Genomic DNA, 18,906 nt, shown 5'->3' on the forward strand with positions numbered 1-18,906 from the left:
AAATATAGAGTTATCAAGGTTCAGCACACCTTATTGGTGTGGGAAGTTTGAGTTATGTATTAAAAATTATGTCTGAGAGGAAAATACATGGCAGATAAAGAGGAAATTAAAACACTGGAGGAATTAGAGGAAAAAGGAAGAATACTGCGGGAGTACAAAGAAAAATTCCGGCAGATGTGCCAAGAAAATAAAATGATAAAGGGTTCGACAGTGCTGAAACTATATGATAAAATTGAAGAAATACAAAGAGAATATGAGCATTTAGATAATAAGCTGACATTAATGGAATACAACTTTATATAGTTCTATTTTTTTTGTTTTAATACTACTGTTTCCCTTAGTAAATACTTGCAAGATACATCTCTAATATTTTTTCGGATTTCTAGTTACAATTAAGGTAACTACTATCGGAAAGAGGTGTATTTACTTGCGTACAGAGGATTATATTGCGGACAATATTATAGCTTTATGTAAAAAACGTGATATGAGTAAATATCGGCTGTCACAATTGACTGGTATATCTCAATCTTCGATTGGAAAAATTATTGCTAAAGAAAGTTTACCCACTATGCCTACTGTAGAAAAGATATGTGATGCACTGGGAGTAACAATGGCACAATTCTTTGCCGGAATGGATGTTCCAGTAAGCTTATCAGAATCACAACAAGAGGTTTTGAATATTTGGAATAATCTTGATGAAAAAGAACAGAATGTAGTGATACAAATGCTCCGGGGACTTCAAAAATAAAGGAAACAGTTGTAACGAAAATGTTGACTGTTTCTTTTTTTATGGAGTTGGGAGATTATGGTGATTGAAAAGAAATATTATGATATTGCACAGCGTGAATTGGAAGAAATGCAAAGAGAAATTAATGCAGAAAAAGCGCAAATGTCAGAAGAAGAGATACTAGAGGATAAAAAATGGCATGATGAACAATTGGAAACAATTATAAAAAAGGCAGAAGCTCATATGCGTTGTTTTAAGAAAGTTCCAGATCCTCAAAAAGTAGTGAAATTCACTTTTTTACAAAAAGATGCATTGGAAATTGCACGAAATATGCAGATGAATATAAAAACTGAGCGTAAAGAAGATGATTTATGGGGGACGATAGAAATGTCATTTAATAATATGTGGTTTTTAGATTCGGCTCCTAGTGAATGGAAAGATATTTGGAATAACTTGATGAAAGAAGCTCAGAGAGTGTATATAGAAGCAAAAGATAACATGGTCATGTATCAATATTATTATGATTTGGCGGTAGAAGTTCCTTGTGTGTAGACAAAATACAAATAATGATATACTGTGGATATGATATGTAAAAATAGTCGGAGAAAGATTTGTGAATGCACGATTATTTAGGAGGAAAAAAGCATGACCTTACGGTATTTGCTGTTGGAATGCCAGACATTTGAGCCGTACCAGCTTCCGCAGCAGCCGCATTTTATTTAAGTGGAGAAGATGTGTACTCCACTGTGGTATTTCTTGCCTCGACCTCGCTTCAATATCTCACGTTGGACCATCTCGAACACTTCCGGCTCGATAATGGCTTCGTGGTTATTCTCTACATAGTATTGTGGAATTTCTCCCTCATTGACTTTGGTCTTCTAGGTAAGAAAGTCAGTTGTGTAGGACTTCTGTAGAAGAGCATCACCTTTGTACTTTTCGTTTGAGAGAATGCTTTTTACAGCTGATTGATTCCAGTTTGTCTTTCCGCCCGGTGTCAGAATGCCGTCATCGGTGAGCTGTTTTGCTATCCCGTGATAGGTCATTCACTGAAGGAACATACTGTAAATTCGTTTGATGGTAACGGCCTGTTCTGGAGTTACTACAAGGGTTCCGTCAAGACCACAGTCGTAGCCAAGAAATCTCTTGAATGGAACAGTGACCTTACCGTCAGCAAATCGCTTTCTCTGGCCCCATGTACAGTTCTCTGAAATGGAGCGGCTTTCTTCCTGTGCTAGTGAGGACATGATGGTAAGCAGCAGCTCGCCTTTGCTGTCGAAGGTCCAGATGTTCTTCTTCTCGGAATGTATATAGTACAAAATATCTTTTTTATAACACTATATATCGTGGTTTTCTTTGGATATCTCGCATAGATATTGTATTATCTTCAAGTATCATCAAGCGACTTTTGCCTATTTAAGCGACAAAAATATATCTTCGAATTGTCAGACTATAATTGAGAAACAGCCGTAAATATAGTATAATGCCAATTGAATTATTATACCTGAAAGGCGGTTGTACATATGAATGATGTAGAACAGCGTGTGGCGGCGAAAGCCTTTGCCGCATACTGGAAAGATAAAGGATATGAGAAAGGGGAAAGTCAATCTTTTTGGCTGTCACTACTGCGTGACGTTTTCGGGAAAGAGCACCCGGAACAGTTCATACTATTTGAAGAACAGGTGCACTTAGATCATACAAGTTTTATTGATGGCAATATCCCAGAAACAAAAGTTCTGATTGAACAAAAAGGACTGGGCAAAGATTTAAGAAAGCCTATCAAGCAATCAGACGGCACGTATTTAACCCCATTTCAACAGGCAAAACGCTATATAACAGAATTACCGCTGTCACAACACCCGCGTTGGGTCGTTACCTGTAATTTTGAAAAGTTCCTTGTATACGATATGGAACGCCCCGGCGGAGAGCCGGAAGAAATCCTGCTTGAAAATCTCGACAAAGAATATTATCGGCTTCAATTTTTAGTGGATAGCGGCAACGAACACTTAAAGCGTGAAATGGAAGTTTCCATTGCTGCGGGTGAAATTGTCGGCTTGCTCTATGATGCATTTGCAAAACAGTATGCAGACCCTACAAGTGAACGTGCTATGAAAAGCCTTAATGTGCTTTGTGTCCGGCTTGTATTCTGTCTGTACGCAGAGGATGCAGGCATATTTGGCGGGCGCGGTATGTTCCATGATTATTTAGCGGAATTTGACGCACGCAAAATGCGGCGTGCTATCACAGACCTTTTCAAGATACTTGATACAAAACTCGAAGATCGTGACCCGTATTTAAAAGATGATTTCCCGGAATTAGCAGCTTTCCCATATGTCAACGGCGGATTGTTTGCAAATGAGGATATAGAAATTCCACCCTTTACCGATGAAATCCGCGATTTATTACTAACAAAAGCAAGTTCTGATTTTGATTGGTCGGAAATCAGCCCTACTATTTTCGGTGCGGTATTTGAAAGCACCTTGAACCCGGAAACAAGACGTTCCGGCGGAATGCATTATACTTCTATCGAAAATATTCACAAGGTTATTGACCCGCTGTTTTTGGATGAATTAAAGGCGGAATTTGAGGAAATCAGAAATATTGCTGTAAAGCGTACACGGGAAAGAAAACTGCAAGATTTTCAAAAGAAGTTGTCAACGCTTACGTTCTTAGACCCCGCCTGCGGCAGCGGAAATTTTTTAACGGAAACTTACCTGTCGTTGCGTCGTTTGGAAAATGAAATCTTACAGGAATTACAAGGCGGTCAGATGGTTTTAGGCTATGACAATATGAACCCGATACAGGTTTCTATCAGTCAGTTTTACGGTATCGAAATCAATGATTTTGCCGTAACCGTTGCAAAGACTGCATTATGGATTGCTGAAAGTCAGATGATGAAAGAAACAGAAAGTATTGTTTTGATGCATCTTGACTTCCTGCCGCTGAAAACGAATGCATTTATACATGAGGGCAACGCACTTCAAGTTGATTGGGAAAGCGTTATTCCGAAATATCAGCTTTCATATATTATGGGAAATCCGCCTTTTGTAGCCCGCGCCGGAAGAACAAAAGCTAAAGATTCATCTTCAAAAGGAATGTTAGATGATACACAGAAAACAGATAGGCTTAATGTATTCGGTGAAGATTTAGGAAATGTTGACTATGTTGCTTGTTGGTTTAAGAAAGCGGCTGTTTTCACCAAAAATACAGCAATCAGATGTGCCTTTGTTGCAACCGATTCAATATGTCAAGGGCAACAGATTTACCCTATTTGGAAAAACATTTTACAAGACGATATTTATATCAACTTTGCATATAAGTTTTTCAAATGGAATTCCGAAGCGGGTAAGACAGCAACTGTTTATGTTATTATTGTTGGTTTTTCACATATTGAAGATAGAGAAGCCCTTTTGTTTTCAGGTGATAGAGTTATAAAAGTACCACATATCAGTCCATATTTGACGGCAGCTGAGGATATTCTTGTTTCATCAAGAAATAAGCCTTTGTGTCAAGTGCCTGTATTTAAGATGGGTAATCAGCCTATTGATAATGGAAATTATCTTTTCACTAAATCTGAAATGGATAATTTTGTTGAAAAGGAGCCAAACAGCCAAAAATATTTTAGACAATGGCTAGATGGGGCAGGTTTTCTAAATAATACATTTAAGTATTGTTTATGGTTGGGTGGATGTAGCCCAGCAGAATTAAAAGCAATGCCTGAATGTTTGAAACTTGTGAAAGCAGTTAAAGAATACAGAGAAAAAAGTAACCGTAAATCAACAAAAAAACTAGCAGATACACCGACAAGATTTCAGACAGAAAATATGCCGTCTGGTAATTATATTGCAGCCCCTGAGGTTTCATCGGGAAATAGGCGATATATTCCAATGGGATTTTTGGATGAAAATACATTTTGTAGCAACAAATTACGTCTCATGAGTGGCGCAACACTATTTCATTTTGGCGTTTTGCAATCAAATGTGCACATGGCCTGGACTAGAACCGTATGTGGATACTATGGTCCTAGTTACCAATATTCAATAAATATTGTATACAATAATTTCCCATGGCCTACCCCTACAGATGCACAAAAGGCAAAAATAGAACAGACAGCACAGGCTATTCTTGATGCGCGAGCACTTTACCCCGATAGCAGTCTTGCAGAACTTTATGATGAAGTTTTAATGCCGCCGGAACTTATCAGGGCACATCAAGCAAATGATCGTGCGGTTATGGCTGCGTACGGCTTCACAAAAGGAACGCCGGAATTTTCAAGTGAATCTGCCTGCGTTGCGTCCCTTATGCGAATGTATCAAGAATTGACAAAGTAATCATCTTACCCGGCGGCTGCAATATAGCTTTAAATCTGCTTTGTAGCCCTCGAATACATCAACCCGCATTATATAATATAGTACAAAGGGACAAAATAAACCAGGTTTACTTTTGTGTGCGAGCGGACTTTATACATTATATGACGTACTTCAAAAAAATGATTGGAACGAACATGAAATAGAAAATCGTGCAGAATGGCTCTTAGCTAATGCACAGAATATTTGGAAAATATAGAGTATTCCAAATCCATAAAAGCTGAATGAAAACCAATATGGGAATTTTACAGGTGATACAAAATTTGTAAAATTTTCATATTGGTTTTTTGTGATTTGTAAAAAATCATAAATTTGGATACTGAGTAAGGTTATGGATTTTGGATTTTTATGTATTTTTCAATTTTGGATAAGGCTCCGAAATTGGTAATTTTGCGGAAGTGTATCCACACTTCCTGTCCTTGCTGTTTTTAAAATCACATAGTGATTTCACAGGGATATAGAGATATTTAGTCTATTTTATATCCCTGTGTTGTGACCGGAAAAATTCGGGGAACCAAGTGTATATTTATGCTGAATGTGAGGAACTGGGGAGCACAATCCTCAGCAAGAATCCTACGTCCGGAAAATATTATATTGCTAAAATAGCGATATGGTATTACCGGGGTGGATCTTGCTCTAGTGTATACTGAGACCTCGGCATAAATAGAAAAATGGGTTTGGGGAATCCCCAGCAAGATGAAAACCTGATGAGAGAATATTGTGATGAAAGACAATATTGTTAAACACAGGTGGATCTTGCTCTGGAGTAATTGAGAAACTTATGAGAAAATGGAAATAGTGATAATATGAATTGGAACAATTGGTGTTTGTAGAACTGGTTAAGTGTATTCAGTGATGTAATTACACCTATTAAATGGTTGAAAGAGAGGAATATGAAATTGTTACATAGACTTTGGTTAAAAATAAATGATATTGGTGAATATGATGTTAAATACGGAGCATGGAAAATATATCAAATAATGTATACGAATAATCTAATTAAGGGTGGAAATTTATTTACAGATAATGACATCGTTAAAAAAGGCGGAAGACCATATATTAAATGTCAATTTATACATAATGGAAAGTCCACGGAGGAAATGAGGTTTAGTGGCGAAACGGATTTTAACTTTTCTACCCAAAAGAAAAGAGAATTATGTAGAAGCAGATATGAAAACTATAAAAAAATTTTAGAACGTGATTTAGCAGGTGAAGGAATACTAGAAATATATTTGGAAATGCTGAATGAATGTTCCCAGATGTATCATTCACAAGATAATATATCTATAATGCTTCAATCAGGAAATATGCAGGGAGCTAAGGGAGCTATCGGACTAGATAGATTAGATGTTTGGCTTCTTATTTTGGATATGAAATATAGATACAATATAAATATGTTACAAAATCACTGTACAATGGAGAATTGTTCAGAAATTGAAAAGTATTTAAATTTGTTTGATGATGTATACGATTATGCAAGCACCATTTATCATATAAATAGTGAACTGGTAGATAAACTGATTGAATCTGGGAAAAGACCATTAGATTCAGCTACAAATATAATCACATATATGTCATTGGCAAAAGAATTTTGGAATCAAAAGCACGCATTTATTGAAAATCAACTAAAATATAAACAGTGATTTAATCGAAAAGAAAATGCTAGATTTGTCGATGCAAGTATAATGAATAGAAGTGCCCATTACATTTTTGTGATGGGTGTTTTTTTGAAATCCACTTTTATTCATTTTTGAATAAAAGAATTTTGAATCTGCAGCCGATAGAAGCAGATGGTTATAAAAAGCTTTTGATAACTATGAGTGAAAAAACAGATAGCTGCGAAAATTTATTATGAGCTAATAACAGAATTTGATATTTTGTGATATTGAGGGTATGGGGAATCATAATCTCCATTAAGTACGTCAGAGAATCATAATCCAGAAATGGGATTTTGAGTTACTCTAGGCGATACTTGCTTTAGAAAACGATTTGCCATAATGAGTTAGAACATGGGAGGAAAAAGCGATAAAAACAGAGAGAGCCATAAGCAACTCTCTCTGTGATAAAATCAAAAAGTTATAGTATCAGTGATTCGGTAAGATTACAAAAATCCTTAACAGGAATATTTTCTTTAAGTGGTAAAGCTGTCTCTAAAAAGGTTTCGTCTGCAAATCTTTCGAGTTCAGAATCAAAATGTATGATTGAAGCATTTGTATTTAATTGGTATGGTGGGATTGTAACAAAATAATCATAATCTTCGTAAGAAGGAGTGGCGCAAGAAACTTTAATTTTTCCGCCCAAATTTAATTTTGCAAATTCTCCATAAATGGCAGTTAAGGCTTTTTTCCTTTCTTCATCAGAAGTAATTCTATCTACATATCTAATATACCAATAATCTATATTTCCCTCTTTTAATTCAATTAAATAATCGTATGATCTGGGTGTTCCGGATTTTATTGTCCATTCAACTTTATGCAGACTTGTCATCATGGAAAGTCCACGCATTAAGGTAGAAAAAAATTTTTCATGTACCTGAACAGTAGAGAGATCCAGAGAAAATCCATTGTCTGCAATTATCTTTTTTCGTTCCCGTATTTTCTTAGAAGAATATCCCGTTGCATCATATAACTCTTGGATAAGTTCTGGATCATCAATGGCTTTTGCAATTTTATCAATAGTGCTTTTATATGGTCTTCCAGATCGGGCACCGTTGAGCATTCGTGAAATGGTTGCATTATTTAAGCCTGTTTGTTCAGATAATTCTTTTTGTGTTTTTTTCTGTAAAATGATTTGAAGTATATTGATGAATCTTTCCTGATCGTAAACGCTGTCAGGATTTATTAGTGTGCCTGAATTTGATATAAATTCGTTCATTCAAATCTCCTCTTGACTTCTTTGACTTTGTATAAATTGACTTCTTGTATTTTATTTTATCAATTATATCCCTAAAAATCAATTTAAAACATAAAGAAATCAAAAAATGCTTTATTGATATTCTCTTAAAAGTCAAAGAAGTCAAAAACGTAATTGACATTTTGATATCTTTGTGTATAATGTAAATCAAGAAGTCAAAGAAGTCAAACGAATCGAAAAGAAAGGAAGGAGGGCTGTGGATTGAAATATAGGGTTGTTTCGGTTTTGAAAGATAATAGACCACGTTTTTTGATTATTTCTGATATTGAAGAAATTGAAATCCTTCCATCAAAGTATTTGAAGCATCTGGATCAGATTAATGCTTCTCCGAATACTGTAAAATCCGCAGCCTTCGCACTTTCATATTATTACAATTATCTGCAGGAGCAAACGATAGGATTGGATGAGATTACATTGCTATCCTATTCAGAGCAGAATAAACATTTTATTGATTTCTTGTATTGGGTTAAGAGTGGAAAGCATACTGAGCATAATACACAGACGAGCAATAAGACCTGCAATATGTATCTTGGTGCAGTCTTCAGATACTACCAGTTTTTGGCACTGGAAGATGTTTTGCCAATGCTTAAAGTCTTACGAGTAAAAAAAGTATCGTATTTTGACAGTATGGGAGTAAATCATCAAAATGCAGTGAATTCGTTTAAAGGTTTCTTCAAAGAAGAAGAACCTAATCTGGAAGAAATAACATCCGAAGAAATACAGGAGCTGATAAATGCCTGTTCGAATGATAGAGATCGATTGCTGATAGCAATGATGGCAGAAACCGGTCTTAGATTAGGGGAAATTCTGGGAATCCATTATACCGAAGATATTGATTTTGAAAGAAGGACGGTTCGGGTAAGGTATCGTGAATCCAATACCAACTTGGCAAGAGCAAAAAATGCAGAATATAGAATGGCTTTGTTAAGTAATACAACTTTTGAGTTCTTGGTTAAGTACATTTCTGATAACCGAAAAAGTCTGATGAACTCGGAGTATCTATTTACAAAATTAACTGGAAAAAACAAAGGAGAGCCATTAGATGCGGATTCTGTGTATAGCATGTTGAAAAGGCTATCCAAAAAAACGGATATCAATTCCCATCCGCATCAGCTCCGACACTATTTTGCGGAGGAAAGAAGAAAAGAAGGATGGGATTTGAATGACATTCGTTTTGCCCTGGGGCATAAGAAAGTTGAAACTACCATTAAATACTTGGGTGAAAATAATGAACGATTGATAGAAGCGACAGATCAATACTACTCAAATAATGAAGATTTATACCAAATTGCAGATTTTCTGTAAAAGGAAGGAGGGATTACCTTGGCAGTATTAAAAATTGTTCCGAAGTTATATCAGGAAAAAATATCTGAGAAATTAAAGGAAGAAATATCTTTAGTTACGACTGGAGAAGCAAAATACTATAACCGGTTATACAAATTTTTTCAGTATACAGATATACAGTGTACTGCAGATATTAACTATGAAACGAGAAAAATGTATATGGATTCTCTTGAAAAAGAGGATATTTCAGAAAAATATAAAGCGGAATTACTGAGCTTATTTGATCGTTTAAAAATAGAAAATATGCCAGATGTCTATTCACAAGGAAAGCCCTTCTCTGTAGAACAGGAGTTTTTTAAGCAAGACAAATTGTTTTTGCTGTATGTCCCCAATAAGAAGAAAGCACAATCTTTCCGTCAGGTGGTTGATAAGAATGATTTGTTATGGGACTTAACGAGGATACATTCATCACAGTTGGTGCGACAGACAAAAATATTGCTGTGTGAAATTCTGAATATGGATAAGGTACAAAGACATCGAAGATATTTTTTAGAACCATTAAAAGCACTTATACGGTTTTGCGATAAGTACGGAATAGATGATATTGAAGAAATGGAACAGGCAGACGAAAACAGATTTTATCTGTATTTAAACAAGGAGTCGAAAATTATAAAAAAACAGGCTTCTAAGATTGTTGAGTTTGCGAGAAGAACGTTATTTTTGACAGATTCAGAGACAAATTGGCGAGCGTGTATCTGGTATATGGATAGGTTTCAGTTTGATAAATCGAGAATCAATGCTAGTTCACCTGTTAAAAGCCTTTCATTTATTAATATTTACGAAAAAGAAAATCGTTGGTATTTACAATTATACGCAAAATATTTGGTCGGGATATCGGATCTGTCTTTATCAAATATCCGAAATACAATAAGTTTTATTTCACAATTTTTAAAATATCTGGATGGACAGAGTAAGAAAGTAACTGAACTGGAGATACAAGATATAGAGGGTTATGTGTCTGTTTTGGATAAGTCCGATATTAAGTATTCTACTTTTAACCGATATATCACACATATGCATACATTTCTACAGTTTTTGAAAATGAAAAATATTGAAGTGTTGAAGTTTTATCCGGAACGATTTTTAAAAAAAGGTTTTTCAGAACACAATGAAAGAAGTGTTCCAGAAAAAACAATTGCTCATCTGATTAAGGAGCTGCCGGCATTCCCAGAGCATTTACAGTTGATGTATTTGATTTTGTTTTGCACAGGAATTAGGAAAAGCGAGGTTTGTACAATAAAATCGGGAGCCTTTTATTCACAAGGCAATGAGAATTGGATGCGCATATATCAAAGCAAAATGCGGAGAGAAAAAGTCATTCCTGTTCCCAGTTTATTGGTTGGACTGGTGAATGATTATGAAAAAAAGTACGGAATAAAAAATGGGGAGTATTTATTCAAAAATAAAAAGGGTGGTGTATTTAATGGACAGACATTTTCAAATCAGATGATTCGGGAGTGTAAGGTTCGTGGGATTGCCTGCGGAGATTATATCTTTAGAGCACACGATTACAGACATAACCTTGCAACTTCAATGTACGGAAATGGGGTTTCTATACAAGGGGTACGAGATTATCTAGGACATTCAAGTGAGAATATGACAAAACAGTACATTGATTTCATGCCGGAACGTATTGTATCGGCTGAAGATAAATATTTCTCTAAAAATCAGTCATTTAAATTGAAAGGAGCAGAAGATGATGAAAGGTAATATTAATTTGATTTCGTATGACTGTTATCAACAAGCTACAGAAAAACAGTTGGCAGGACTGAAATGGAAGGAAAACAGGGTGTACTACATATCAGAGATTCATAATGAAAAGATGCAGGATGAGATTTATGGGTATATCGATGATAGATGTAGACGTTTGTCATTATCAACAGTAGTAAATGATATTTACAGATTTGATCTGTTGAAAGAATTTCTGAATGAGAAGTGTACAAGTTGTAGCAGCATCACTGATAAAAAATGGGAAGAACTGGAGAGAAGTTATAAAGCATTTTTATATAAAAAAGGATTGGCGCTGTATGTTAGAAGAAATAGACCGGATAGGCGGAATGTTGAGCAACAAAGTAGCGCTCAGATTTCTTTTCTGAAAATGTATTATGAGTATGTTGTGAAGTGTAAAACAGCAGATATTCCAGAAAATGAAAAAGATGTATGGGATATGAGAAAGTTGGATATTGTGCCAAGGAGTAATCCGATTCGTGGAAGATATAGATTAGATTTTCGTGAGATCAGGCAGAAAGAATTTAAAGAGATAATAAAGAAAATATTGTATAGCCACTGCCAGACAAAAGCAATGGGTAGTATAAAAGGTGAATTGCGTGGATTCCGTCGGTTTGCTAGTTTCATGTATGATCGATTTCCAGAAGTAAAGCACTTTACAGAAATTAGCAGGGATATGATAGAAGATTATCTGGTTTATATAAAAACGGATACCGGTCTTACATCAGTCAGTTACACGACAGAGCTGTCGGTTTTGGATAATCTGTTGGATGAAATAGGACGTGAACTGGAAATAGAAAATATATGCAACCTTTTTCTGTCCAGTGATTGCAGAGCATATGACAACGCTTTACCAGAAGCGTATTCAGATGCAGAAATCAGAAGATTTAATTGTGCATTAACAAAATTAAAGCCCCAGTTAGGCAGATGTTTAATAATACATCAAATGCTTGGTACAAGAATAGAGGATACGTTGACTTTGCGAAGGGATTGCTTATCTGAGAAATCGGGGCATTATTTTATAACTATTCTCCAGCAGAAAACAAGGAAATACAAAAGACCAGTCAGCGATCAGCTGGCAGAATTGATTAGAAAAGCAATAGAAGTTTCAGAAAAGGAGCATCCAGATTCAGAATATATTTTTCTGCAAGATAATGGAAAATTATATACAGATTCAATGCTGAAATATCATGTAAATATCATGATTTATGAAAATGACATCAGGGATGATAAGGGAAATTATTTTGAGTTTCGTACACATCGTTTTAGACATACTTTTGGAGTAAAACTTACAGAAATGAAATTAGATGATGATAGCATTGCAAGGCTGTTGGGGCATAAGGATACACGAACCATACCACATTATCGGCGGTTAAGAAACGAAGCATTAGCGGAGGATACAAAGGCTGTACGAGATGAAATGAATGAATTATTAGCACAATACAGGAGGGAAAAGGAAAATGCAGAAACACGATAAAATGGTAGCACTGGCAAAAGAAAAAAGTGCGGAAATGACGGAAACAGCAATAACAGCTATTGAAACAATGTATAGAAAAAATATAAAAATTTCAGTTGCTGAACTTACAAAACTAACAGGACTTTCCAGAGGTTTTTTCTATAATAATCCGAATGTGAAACAGGTCATGATGGAATTGAAGGAAAAACAACAGGGAATGATATTGCGAAATCCTAAAAGTGATGCTATTGCAAAAGCACAGGAAGCACGGATTAAGAGTTTAGAACAGAAATTATCCGATAGTGTTCCGAAAAACGAATATGAAAGTCTTCAGAAAAAATATGAAGAATTACAGGTGAAATATAGTCAAATGAAAAAGGGAACACTGTTGAAGATGTACGACCAATTATAGGAAGAAAAGGAGAATATTTTATGCAGAACGAAATTTATGATGAGAAAAATGGACTTACTTATATGTTGTGTGGTGATTATTATTTGCCAGAATTGGCACTTACAGATATCGAACCAACTTATGGGAAATATGGGATGCTTCGTAAAAGCTATTTACAGGAACACAGAAAGGCAAAATATCAAATATTGTTGTTACAAGGAAAACTTGTCGAGCATTTGAATCAGATTGATGCAGAAGCAAGGGATAGAGAAGAACAATTAGTAAAACAGATGATGGAGAAACAAGGAATTACAGAGAAATTAAAAAGGCAGGACAACATGGAATGGACAAGGAGGATGAATACCCTTTGTCATGATGCAGAAGAGATAATTTTGACGGAAATGATATACACGAAAGGATAATGAACTGTATTGGATAGCAAGAATTTTGCAGCCCGGATAGCAAAAAAATGGAAGTCCGGATGGCAAGATTCTTGCTGTCCGGAAAGATAAAAAAGGGAGGGATTAAAAATGTTGGTTAAGTACATAATAAAAGTGTTTTTATATTTAATTCTTGCAGTAATGACATTGATTCACTGGTTATTAAAAATTCCGATGATATTGGGAAATATTTTGCTTTACTTTTTATCAATTATATTTATTCTGACAGGTGTTTTGAGTTATGGATTTGCATTGGAATCTGCAAGAGAATGTGGTCGAATGATAATAATTGGGATGGGATTTGGTGCAATACCAGACTTTATCCCATTTTTGGGAAAAAGTTTAGAGACATTGGTTGACAAACTGTTGAGTATGACAAATGAATGAGAAAGTCGATATGAAAGAGGGCTGTGAAAGGCGCTCTTTTCTTTTTGCAACTGTGGAATGGCAAGATAATAACGTTATATACAGTGTATATTAAGTAAAGATATTGTATTTCTGCATGATGGGAACATAGGGAGTCCATATAAAGGCCATTAATACCGGTCATGATGGAAGTCTTAGTACCGGTCATGCCAATAGTCCTAAGGATATGCTTTCTAGGCTGGAGAGCATGGTGCTGATGGGAATGGATCTTCCTTTGGGGGCAGTTCAGAGACAGATTGCATCAGGAATAGACATTATTGTGCATCTTGGAAGACTCAGAGATAAAAGCCGTAAAGTACTGGAGGTTTCAGAAATCCTGGATTATCAGGACGGTGAGATTCTGGTGAGTCCACTGTACAGATTCGAAGAGACAGGAGAAAAGGATGGGAAAATTCAGGGAACTTGGAGAAAAATGGACGACCTGGTTCATACACAGAAGTTACTGGCAGCAGGATATAAAGAAGTGTGAATATGTAAAAATGATTTTGAAGGTCATCATTATTGTGACAGGAACGGCATGGATATATTATCGCTCATGGGTGGCAGTTATATTGCTGATTCCGGCAGGCGTGTGGTATTACATACAGCTTCTGGACGAATGCATTAAGCGAAAAGAACAGGAATTTCTAGTACAGTTCAAAGAACTGATACAGACATTTTCCTCTTTACTGAATACAGGATATTCTGTGGAAAATGCAGTGAAAGAGAGCCTGAAAGAGATGCAGGTTTTTTACTCTGATGATGCGGCAATTCTACGTGAGCTGGAAATCATGGTCAGGCAGATCCGGGTACAAGTACCGGTGGAACAGGCAGTAGAAGAACTGTCCGAGAGAACAAAGCTTCCAGATGTGGAAAGCTTTGCCGGAGTCTTTGTCACGGCCAAGAGAAGCGGAGGAAATCTGATGTCTATTATCCGCAATACAGCGGATCAGATTGGAGACAAAATTGATGTAAAACGGGAAATTGATACAATGCTGGCGGCGAAAAAATATGAATTTCAGGTGATGTCGGTCATTCCTTTTGGAATTGTACTTTATATGACTGTCAGTTTTCCGGAATTTATGGGAAATCTTTACGGAAATATAGCAGGAAGAGGAGTGATGACAGGATGTCTGATCATATATTTGGGCGCATACGGGCTTGGGCGAAAGATCATCGAGATCGAAGTCTGAGTATCGGGATCATGTTAGTGGTGTTTTCGGTGGGCGTTGCAGCTCTTATCTGGGATTACAATGGTGCCTACAGAAAAAATGTAGAGGAGATCACAAGAAAAACTTATGGCAAAGGGAAGAAGACGGAAGAACTGCGTGTAGAGGGAAAAGACCGGGTATTGGGGGAAATTCCAATCGAAGTAACAGAGCAGGTCTATGGAGAACAGGAAATCAGTCAGGTATTAAAGCAGGCAGTAAAGAAAATGGATTCGTTGATTCTGGGGGAGAATGTAAGTCTGGATCATGTGGACCGGGATTTGAATCTTCTGACCGAGATTCCAGGAAAGCCAATCGATGTTACATGGAAGCTTGACCGCTATGATGTGATCAATATTTACGGAAAATTAAAGGAAGATAAGCTTGTAAGTGAAGGGACACCGGTGAAGCTGACAGCCATATTGACGTATCGGGAAGATGTAGAAAAACAGATACTGTATGAATGTATGGCAATGGTCTATCCACGAATGATCGGAAGTGATGGAGCGTTATTAGAAAAGGTGCGCCGGACAGTGGCAGAAAAAGATCAGGATACCAGAGAATCCGGGACGTTAACATTGCCGAAACAGGTGGACGGACAGGAAATACATTTTTATACGATAATGAACTGGAGAGGTGCAGTAATTATGGCGGCTGCAGTTGTGATTTCCGTGCTGTTTTTTGCGCTGGACAAGCAGAACGAGATAAAAGAAAAACAGGCAAGACAAAAACAGATGTGTCTGGATTATCCGGAAGTCATCAGTAAGCTGACATTACTTTTAGGTGCAGGAATGACGGTCCGCAAAGCATGGAGAAAGATTGTAAATGATTACGATTCGCGGATAAAGCAGCAAGGGAAGCGTGCAGTTTATGAAGAGATGAAGTATACATGCCGACAGATGGATGGCGGTGTTCCGGAAGCAGAATGTTATGAGAAATTCGGAAGAAGATGCGGGACACAGGAATATATGAGATTTGGTGCATTGCTGTCACAAAACCTGAGAAAAGGTACAAAAGGTCTAAATGACCTGCTTCGGCTGGAAGCAATCCAGTCTTTTGAAGAGCGAAAAGCAAGAGCAAGACGGCTCGGGGAAGAAGCAGGAACAAAGCTATTGCTTCCGATGTTTCTGATGCTGGCAGAGGTGCTTGTGATTGTTGTAGTCCCGGCATTTTTTACCGTACAAATGTAGGCATTGTAAAAAAGTAAAATATGCCACAGAAGATATGACGGAATAGAAAAGCGGGTATAGAGAAGCAAGAATAGAGAAAGCGGGAGGATTAATTATGTGGAGAGTTTGGTATTTAAAACACAGAGTGAGAGAAATATTGGAAAACAAAGACGGAGTCGGAGTTGTGGAAATTATCTTAATTTTGGTTGTACTGATTTCACTTGTCGTTATATTCAAATCTCAGCTCACAAGTCTGGTCGAGACGATTTTCGAGAAGATTACAAGCGAGAGCAGCGGTATTTAAAGGGGGAAGTCACAGTGTATTTAAGTCTGGTATTTATTTTACTTATTTCATTTGCCGGAGCAATGCTGGAAAGTGCCTCTTTACAGAATGTAAAAAATTACAGAAGAGCAGATATGACACGGGCGGTGGAAAGTATATTTGCAGAGTATCAGAAGGAACTCTGGGAAGTCTACGGAATTTTTGCGCTGGAAGGAAGTTATGAGACGGGCAGTTACAGTGAAGAATTGTTAAAGGAACGGCTGGCCTATTACGGAGCAAGCGGGATGGATCAGGAAATTACAAGAATTCAGCTATTGACGGACCAAGGTGCCAGTGCATTTTACGAGCAGGTGACGGCATATATGGAAAATAAATACGGACTGGATAAGGTGAAGAAACTGGTTGGACAGACAGATACATGGAAAGCAGGAGAGGAGGCTTTACAAAATTATGAAAGGGACGGGGCAAAAACGGAACAGGAATTACAGGAGCTGTTGTCGCAGAAGGAGGAACTTCCAGAGGAAGAGAATCCCTTATCGCATGTGGCGAAATTAAAAAGCATGCCTCTTGTAGATCTGATTATGCCAAAGGGACGTGTAATGTCAAAAAAAAGTATTACGTTATCGGAAATGGTATCTCATAGAAAACGAAATCAGGGATATGGAGATTTCTCAGATGTAGCAGGATCGGGAAGTACAATCAGTAAATTATTGTTTGGAGAGTACGTGCTGGAACATTTCAAGATGGCTTCAGATAGCCTGCAATCTGGCAATGGAAATTATAATAGTGGAGATTCTGGCGGTGGAGATTTTGTCAGAGGAGATTCTGCTAATGAAGACTTCAGCAACGGGAATCGTGGTGACATGGCAGGTGTGGGGAGTCTGGACTATGAACTGGAATATATTCTGGAAGGCCACGCCAGCGACAGAGAAAATTTGGAGACGGTTGCCAGTAAGCTTCTTATGGTCCGATTTGTGCCGGATTATGCATATATCCAGACGGATCCGGAAAAGAAAGCAGAAGCCGAGGCGGCAGCGCTTACATTATGTACGGTGATCGGACTTCCGGAACTGACAGAGGGTGCCGCGCAGGGAATTTTACTTGCATGGGCTTATGGTGAAGCAATCATGGATATTAGAACGCTGATAAGTGGAGGAAAAGTACCACTTGTAAAGAACGCAGAGGATTGGAAGCTAAGCCTTTCCGGACTGATGCAGCTTGGCAGTGCAGGAGAAAATGTGGCAGCAGATAGTGGTAAAGATATGGAAAGCGGACTTGCTTATCGGGAATACCTTCGCATGCTGTTGTTCCTGAAATCCCAGGATGAAGTTGGGATGCGTACATTAGATATGGTGGAACAAAATTTAAAGATACGATATGGACAGACATTTTTTCGGGCAGATGCCTGCATCGGCAGAGTAGAATTTCACAGCACATGTAATCTGCGTCGTGGGATCATGTACGATTTTCCGACATATTTTGGATACAATTAAAAACGAAATGAATCAATAACGAAATGAATCAATAACGGGTGGGTGCAGATGTCCTTCCGCTCCCCCTACCGGGAGTTATAAAATTTCTGCTAACTGAAAACATAAAAAATGAAAGGAGAAAGATTCGATGAACTCAGATAAAGATATCCCTTTATTATCCAGCATATACAAATCCAAGCATACAGGAAGGGCATCTGCATCCACCCGTAAAAAAGGAAGCATTACCGTGGAGGCTGCCATGGCAGTACCGATCTTCTTTTTTGCGACGCTGGCATTGGTATTACTGCTGGAGCTGTTATCCGTGCAGACGGCTGTGCGAAGCGGACTTCAGGAAGCGGGAAAGAAGCTTGCAGTGCAGGCAGTAGAAGTCCCGGCAGTGATTCCGTCAAATCTGGAACGTGATGTTGTAAATTCTATTGGAGCAGAACGGTTAGAGAGAAGCATTGTAGAAGGTGGCAGCTCAGGAATCAATTGTAATCAATCTTATTTGTCGCCGTTTACGGGAATTGGAGAAATTCAGGCATCTTATCAGGTGCGGATTCCGGTTCCGGGCTTTTCTATAGCGCCGATTTCTTATAAGGAAACTATGAGGATCAAGGCATGGACCGGCTATGAGGCAGGAGGGTTTGGTGAAGAAGATGATCAGATTGTATATGTAACGGATACAGGAGTTGTCTATCACAAAAATCCACATTGTACGCATCTGGACCTGTCGATCCATACGGCGGCGTCATCGGAACTTAATAGTCTTCGCAATGAAAGTGGCGGAAAGTATCATGCCTGTGAGAAATGTGTTCATGGCAGCAGTATGGGTGGAAGTGTGTATATTACGGATCAGGGTGACCGGTATCATAATTCACTGACATGCAGCGGATTAAAGCGTACCGTATATACAGCGAGAATTTCTGAAGTACCGGGAAAGCGCGCATGCTCAAAATGTGGTGGAAAATAGAATGCCAGGAATGACAAGTAGAATGGGAAGAGG

Annotated in this window: 17 protein-coding genes and 2 pseudogenes; 17 read left to right on the top strand and 2 right to left on the bottom strand. The window is 37.5% G+C overall.

All coding sequences use genetic code 11. The features are described from left to right. The first annotated feature begins 87 nt into the window (after nt 1-87). From LI149_RS11535 to LI149_RS11545, 3 genes are all read left to right on the top strand, one after another. Nucleotides 88-303 (top strand): hypothetical protein, encoded by a 216-nt coding sequence (locus LI149_RS11535; protein ID WP_015525605.1) that lies wholly within the window; start codon nt 88-90, stop codon nt 301-303. 124 nt (nt 304-427) lie between these two features. Further along, nucleotides 428-748: a helix-turn-helix domain-containing protein gene (locus tag LI149_RS11540; RefSeq protein ID WP_013976760.1), complete on the top strand. Its 321-nt coding sequence runs from the start codon at nt 428-430 to the stop codon at nt 746-748. A gap of 57 nt (nt 749-805) precedes the next feature. After that, nucleotides 806-1,279: a hypothetical protein gene (locus LI149_RS11545; protein ID WP_015525606.1), complete on the top strand. Its 474-nt coding sequence runs from the start codon at nt 806-808 to the stop codon at nt 1,277-1,279. 92 nt (nt 1,280-1,371) lie between these two features. Here LI149_RS11545 and LI149_RS15750 read toward each other — a convergent pair. Beyond that, nucleotides 1,372-2,025 (bottom strand): annotated as a pseudogene (locus tag LI149_RS15750) (recombinase family protein); the annotation flags it as partial. 222 nt (nt 2,026-2,247) lie between these two features. Here LI149_RS15750 and LI149_RS11555 point away from each other — a divergent pair. After that, complete coding sequence (locus LI149_RS11555; protein ID WP_139009238.1) at nt 2,248-5,055, top strand: DNA methyltransferase; 2,808 nt, start codon at nt 2,248-2,250, stop codon at nt 5,053-5,055. Between the two features lie 929 nt (nt 5,056-5,984). Beyond that, nucleotides 5,985-6,734 carry a hypothetical protein gene (locus tag LI149_RS11560; protein ID WP_118692879.1) on the top strand — a complete coding sequence of 250 codons (750 nt, stop codon included), beginning with the start codon at nt 5,985-5,987 and terminating at the stop codon, nt 6,732-6,734. A gap of 433 nt (nt 6,735-7,167) precedes the next feature. Here LI149_RS11560 and LI149_RS11565 read toward each other — a convergent pair whose 3' ends face one another. Continuing rightward, the gene (locus LI149_RS11565) at nt 7,168-7,965 is read right to left on the bottom strand and encodes a helix-turn-helix transcriptional regulator (RefSeq protein ID WP_118692878.1); all 798 of its coding nucleotides are present in this window, start codon (nt 7,963-7,965) and stop codon (nt 7,168-7,170) included. A gap of 240 nt (nt 7,966-8,205) precedes the next feature. On the opposite strand from LI149_RS11565, the gene LI149_RS11570 reads away from it, so the two are divergent. The 12 genes and pseudogenes from LI149_RS11570 (at nt 8,206) to LI149_RS11625 (ending at nt 18,873) form a co-directional block, all read left to right on the top strand. Further along, entirely contained in the window at nt 8,206-9,309 is a 1,104-nt protein-coding gene (locus tag LI149_RS11570; RefSeq protein WP_139009239.1) for a tyrosine-type recombinase/integrase, read from the top strand. 18 nt (nt 9,310-9,327) lie between these two features. Then, nucleotides 9,328-11,058 carry a tyrosine-type recombinase/integrase gene (locus LI149_RS11575; RefSeq protein ID WP_139009240.1) on the top strand — a complete coding sequence of 577 codons (1,731 nt, stop codon included), beginning with the start codon at nt 9,328-9,330 and terminating at the stop codon, nt 11,056-11,058. A 112-nt stretch (nt 11,059-11,170) separates the two neighbouring features. Beyond that, the gene (locus tag LI149_RS11580) at nt 11,171-12,553 is read left to right on the top strand and encodes a tyrosine-type recombinase/integrase (RefSeq protein ID WP_227143373.1); all 1,383 of its coding nucleotides are present in this window, start codon (nt 11,171-11,173) and stop codon (nt 12,551-12,553) included. Continuing rightward, nucleotides 12,537-12,944 (top strand): DUF6262 family protein, encoded by a 408-nt coding sequence (locus tag LI149_RS11585; RefSeq protein WP_008374214.1) that lies wholly within the window; start codon nt 12,537-12,539, stop codon nt 12,942-12,944. The genes LI149_RS11580 and LI149_RS11585 overlap by 17 nt, the downstream gene beginning before the upstream one ends. Nucleotides 12,945-12,964: 20 nt before the next feature. Continuing rightward, on the top strand, nt 12,965-13,345 hold the full coding sequence (locus tag LI149_RS11590; RefSeq protein WP_139009241.1) for a TnpV protein: 381 nt from the start codon (nt 12,965-12,967) through the stop codon (nt 13,343-13,345). Nucleotides 13,346-13,453: 108 nt separating this feature from the next. Beyond that, on the top strand, nt 13,454-13,750 hold the full coding sequence (locus LI149_RS11595) for a hypothetical protein (protein WP_139009242.1): 297 nt from the start codon (nt 13,454-13,456) through the stop codon (nt 13,748-13,750). A gap of 139 nt (nt 13,751-13,889) precedes the next feature. Then, nucleotides 13,890-14,258, top strand: a pseudogene (locus LI149_RS11600) (ATPase, T2SS/T4P/T4SS family); the annotation flags it as partial. Then, nucleotides 14,173-14,961, top strand: a complete 789-nt coding sequence (locus LI149_RS11605) for a type II secretion system F family protein (RefSeq protein ID WP_227143374.1) — start codon at nt 14,173-14,175, stop codon at nt 14,959-14,961. The pseudogene LI149_RS11600 and the gene LI149_RS11605, both read left to right, overlap by 86 nt. Beyond that, entirely contained in the window at nt 14,898-16,166 is a 1,269-nt protein-coding gene (locus LI149_RS11610) for a hypothetical protein (RefSeq protein WP_227143375.1), read from the top strand. Before LI149_RS11605 ends, LI149_RS11610 begins: the two co-directional genes overlap by 64 nt. Before the next feature lie 94 nt (nt 16,167-16,260). After that, nucleotides 16,261-16,449: a Flp1 family type IVb pilin gene (locus tag LI149_RS11615; RefSeq protein WP_040015622.1), complete on the top strand. Its 189-nt coding sequence runs from the start codon at nt 16,261-16,263 to the stop codon at nt 16,447-16,449. Between the two features lie 14 nt (nt 16,450-16,463). Next, on the top strand, nt 16,464-17,921 hold the full coding sequence (locus tag LI149_RS11620) for a DUF5702 domain-containing protein (RefSeq protein WP_227143376.1): 1,458 nt from the start codon (nt 16,464-16,466) through the stop codon (nt 17,919-17,921). Nucleotides 17,922-18,048: 127 nt separating this feature from the next. Next, nucleotides 18,049-18,873: a pilus assembly protein gene (locus LI149_RS11625; RefSeq protein WP_227143377.1), complete on the top strand. Its 825-nt coding sequence runs from the start codon at nt 18,049-18,051 to the stop codon at nt 18,871-18,873. The last annotated feature ends 33 nt before the right edge of the window (nt 18,874-18,906 follow it).

It is taken from the genome of Dorea sp. 210702-DFI.3.17 (assembly GCF_020560825.1).
Lineage (GTDB): Bacteria > Bacillota > Clostridia > Lachnospirales > Lachnospiraceae > Dorea > Dorea formicigenerans.

What these genes read in the sequence shown, in the direction of transcription:
- LI149_RS11535 (WP_015525605.1), top strand. Translation starts at nt 88, where the DNA reads ATGGCAGATAAAGAGGAAATTAAAACACTGGAGGAATTAGAGGAAAAA.
- LI149_RS11545 (WP_015525606.1), top strand. Translation starts at nt 806, where the DNA reads ATGGTGATTGAAAAGAAATATTATGATATTGCACAGCGTGAATTGGAA.
- LI149_RS11555 (WP_139009238.1), top strand. Translation starts at nt 2,248, where the DNA reads ATGAATGATGTAGAACAGCGTGTGGCGGCGAAAGCCTTTGCCGCATAC.
- LI149_RS11560 (WP_118692879.1), top strand. Translation starts at nt 5,985, where the DNA reads ATGAAATTGTTACATAGACTTTGGTTAAAAATAAATGATATTGGTGAA.
- LI149_RS11565 (WP_118692878.1), bottom strand. Translation starts at nt 7,965, where the DNA reads ATGAACGAATTTATATCAAATTCAGGCACACTAATAAATCCTGACAGC.
- LI149_RS11580 (WP_227143373.1), top strand. Translation starts at nt 11,171, where the DNA reads ATGCAGGATGAGATTTATGGGTATATCGATGATAGATGTAGACGTTTG.
- LI149_RS11585 (WP_008374214.1), top strand. Translation starts at nt 12,537, where the DNA reads ATGCAGAAACACGATAAAATGGTAGCACTGGCAAAAGAAAAAAGTGCG.
- LI149_RS11590 (WP_139009241.1), top strand. Translation starts at nt 12,965, where the DNA reads ATGCAGAACGAAATTTATGATGAGAAAAATGGACTTACTTATATGTTG.
- LI149_RS11595 (WP_139009242.1), top strand. Translation starts at nt 13,454, where the DNA reads ATGTTGGTTAAGTACATAATAAAAGTGTTTTTATATTTAATTCTTGCA.
- LI149_RS11605 (WP_227143374.1), top strand. Translation starts at nt 14,173, where the DNA reads ATGGGAAAATTCAGGGAACTTGGAGAAAAATGGACGACCTGGTTCATA.
- LI149_RS11610 (WP_227143375.1), top strand. Translation starts at nt 14,898, where the DNA reads ATGTCTGATCATATATTTGGGCGCATACGGGCTTGGGCGAAAGATCAT.
- LI149_RS11615 (WP_040015622.1), top strand. Translation starts at nt 16,261, where the DNA reads ATGTGGAGAGTTTGGTATTTAAAACACAGAGTGAGAGAAATATTGGAA.
- LI149_RS11625 (WP_227143377.1), top strand. Translation starts at nt 18,049, where the DNA reads ATGAACTCAGATAAAGATATCCCTTTATTATCCAGCATATACAAATCC.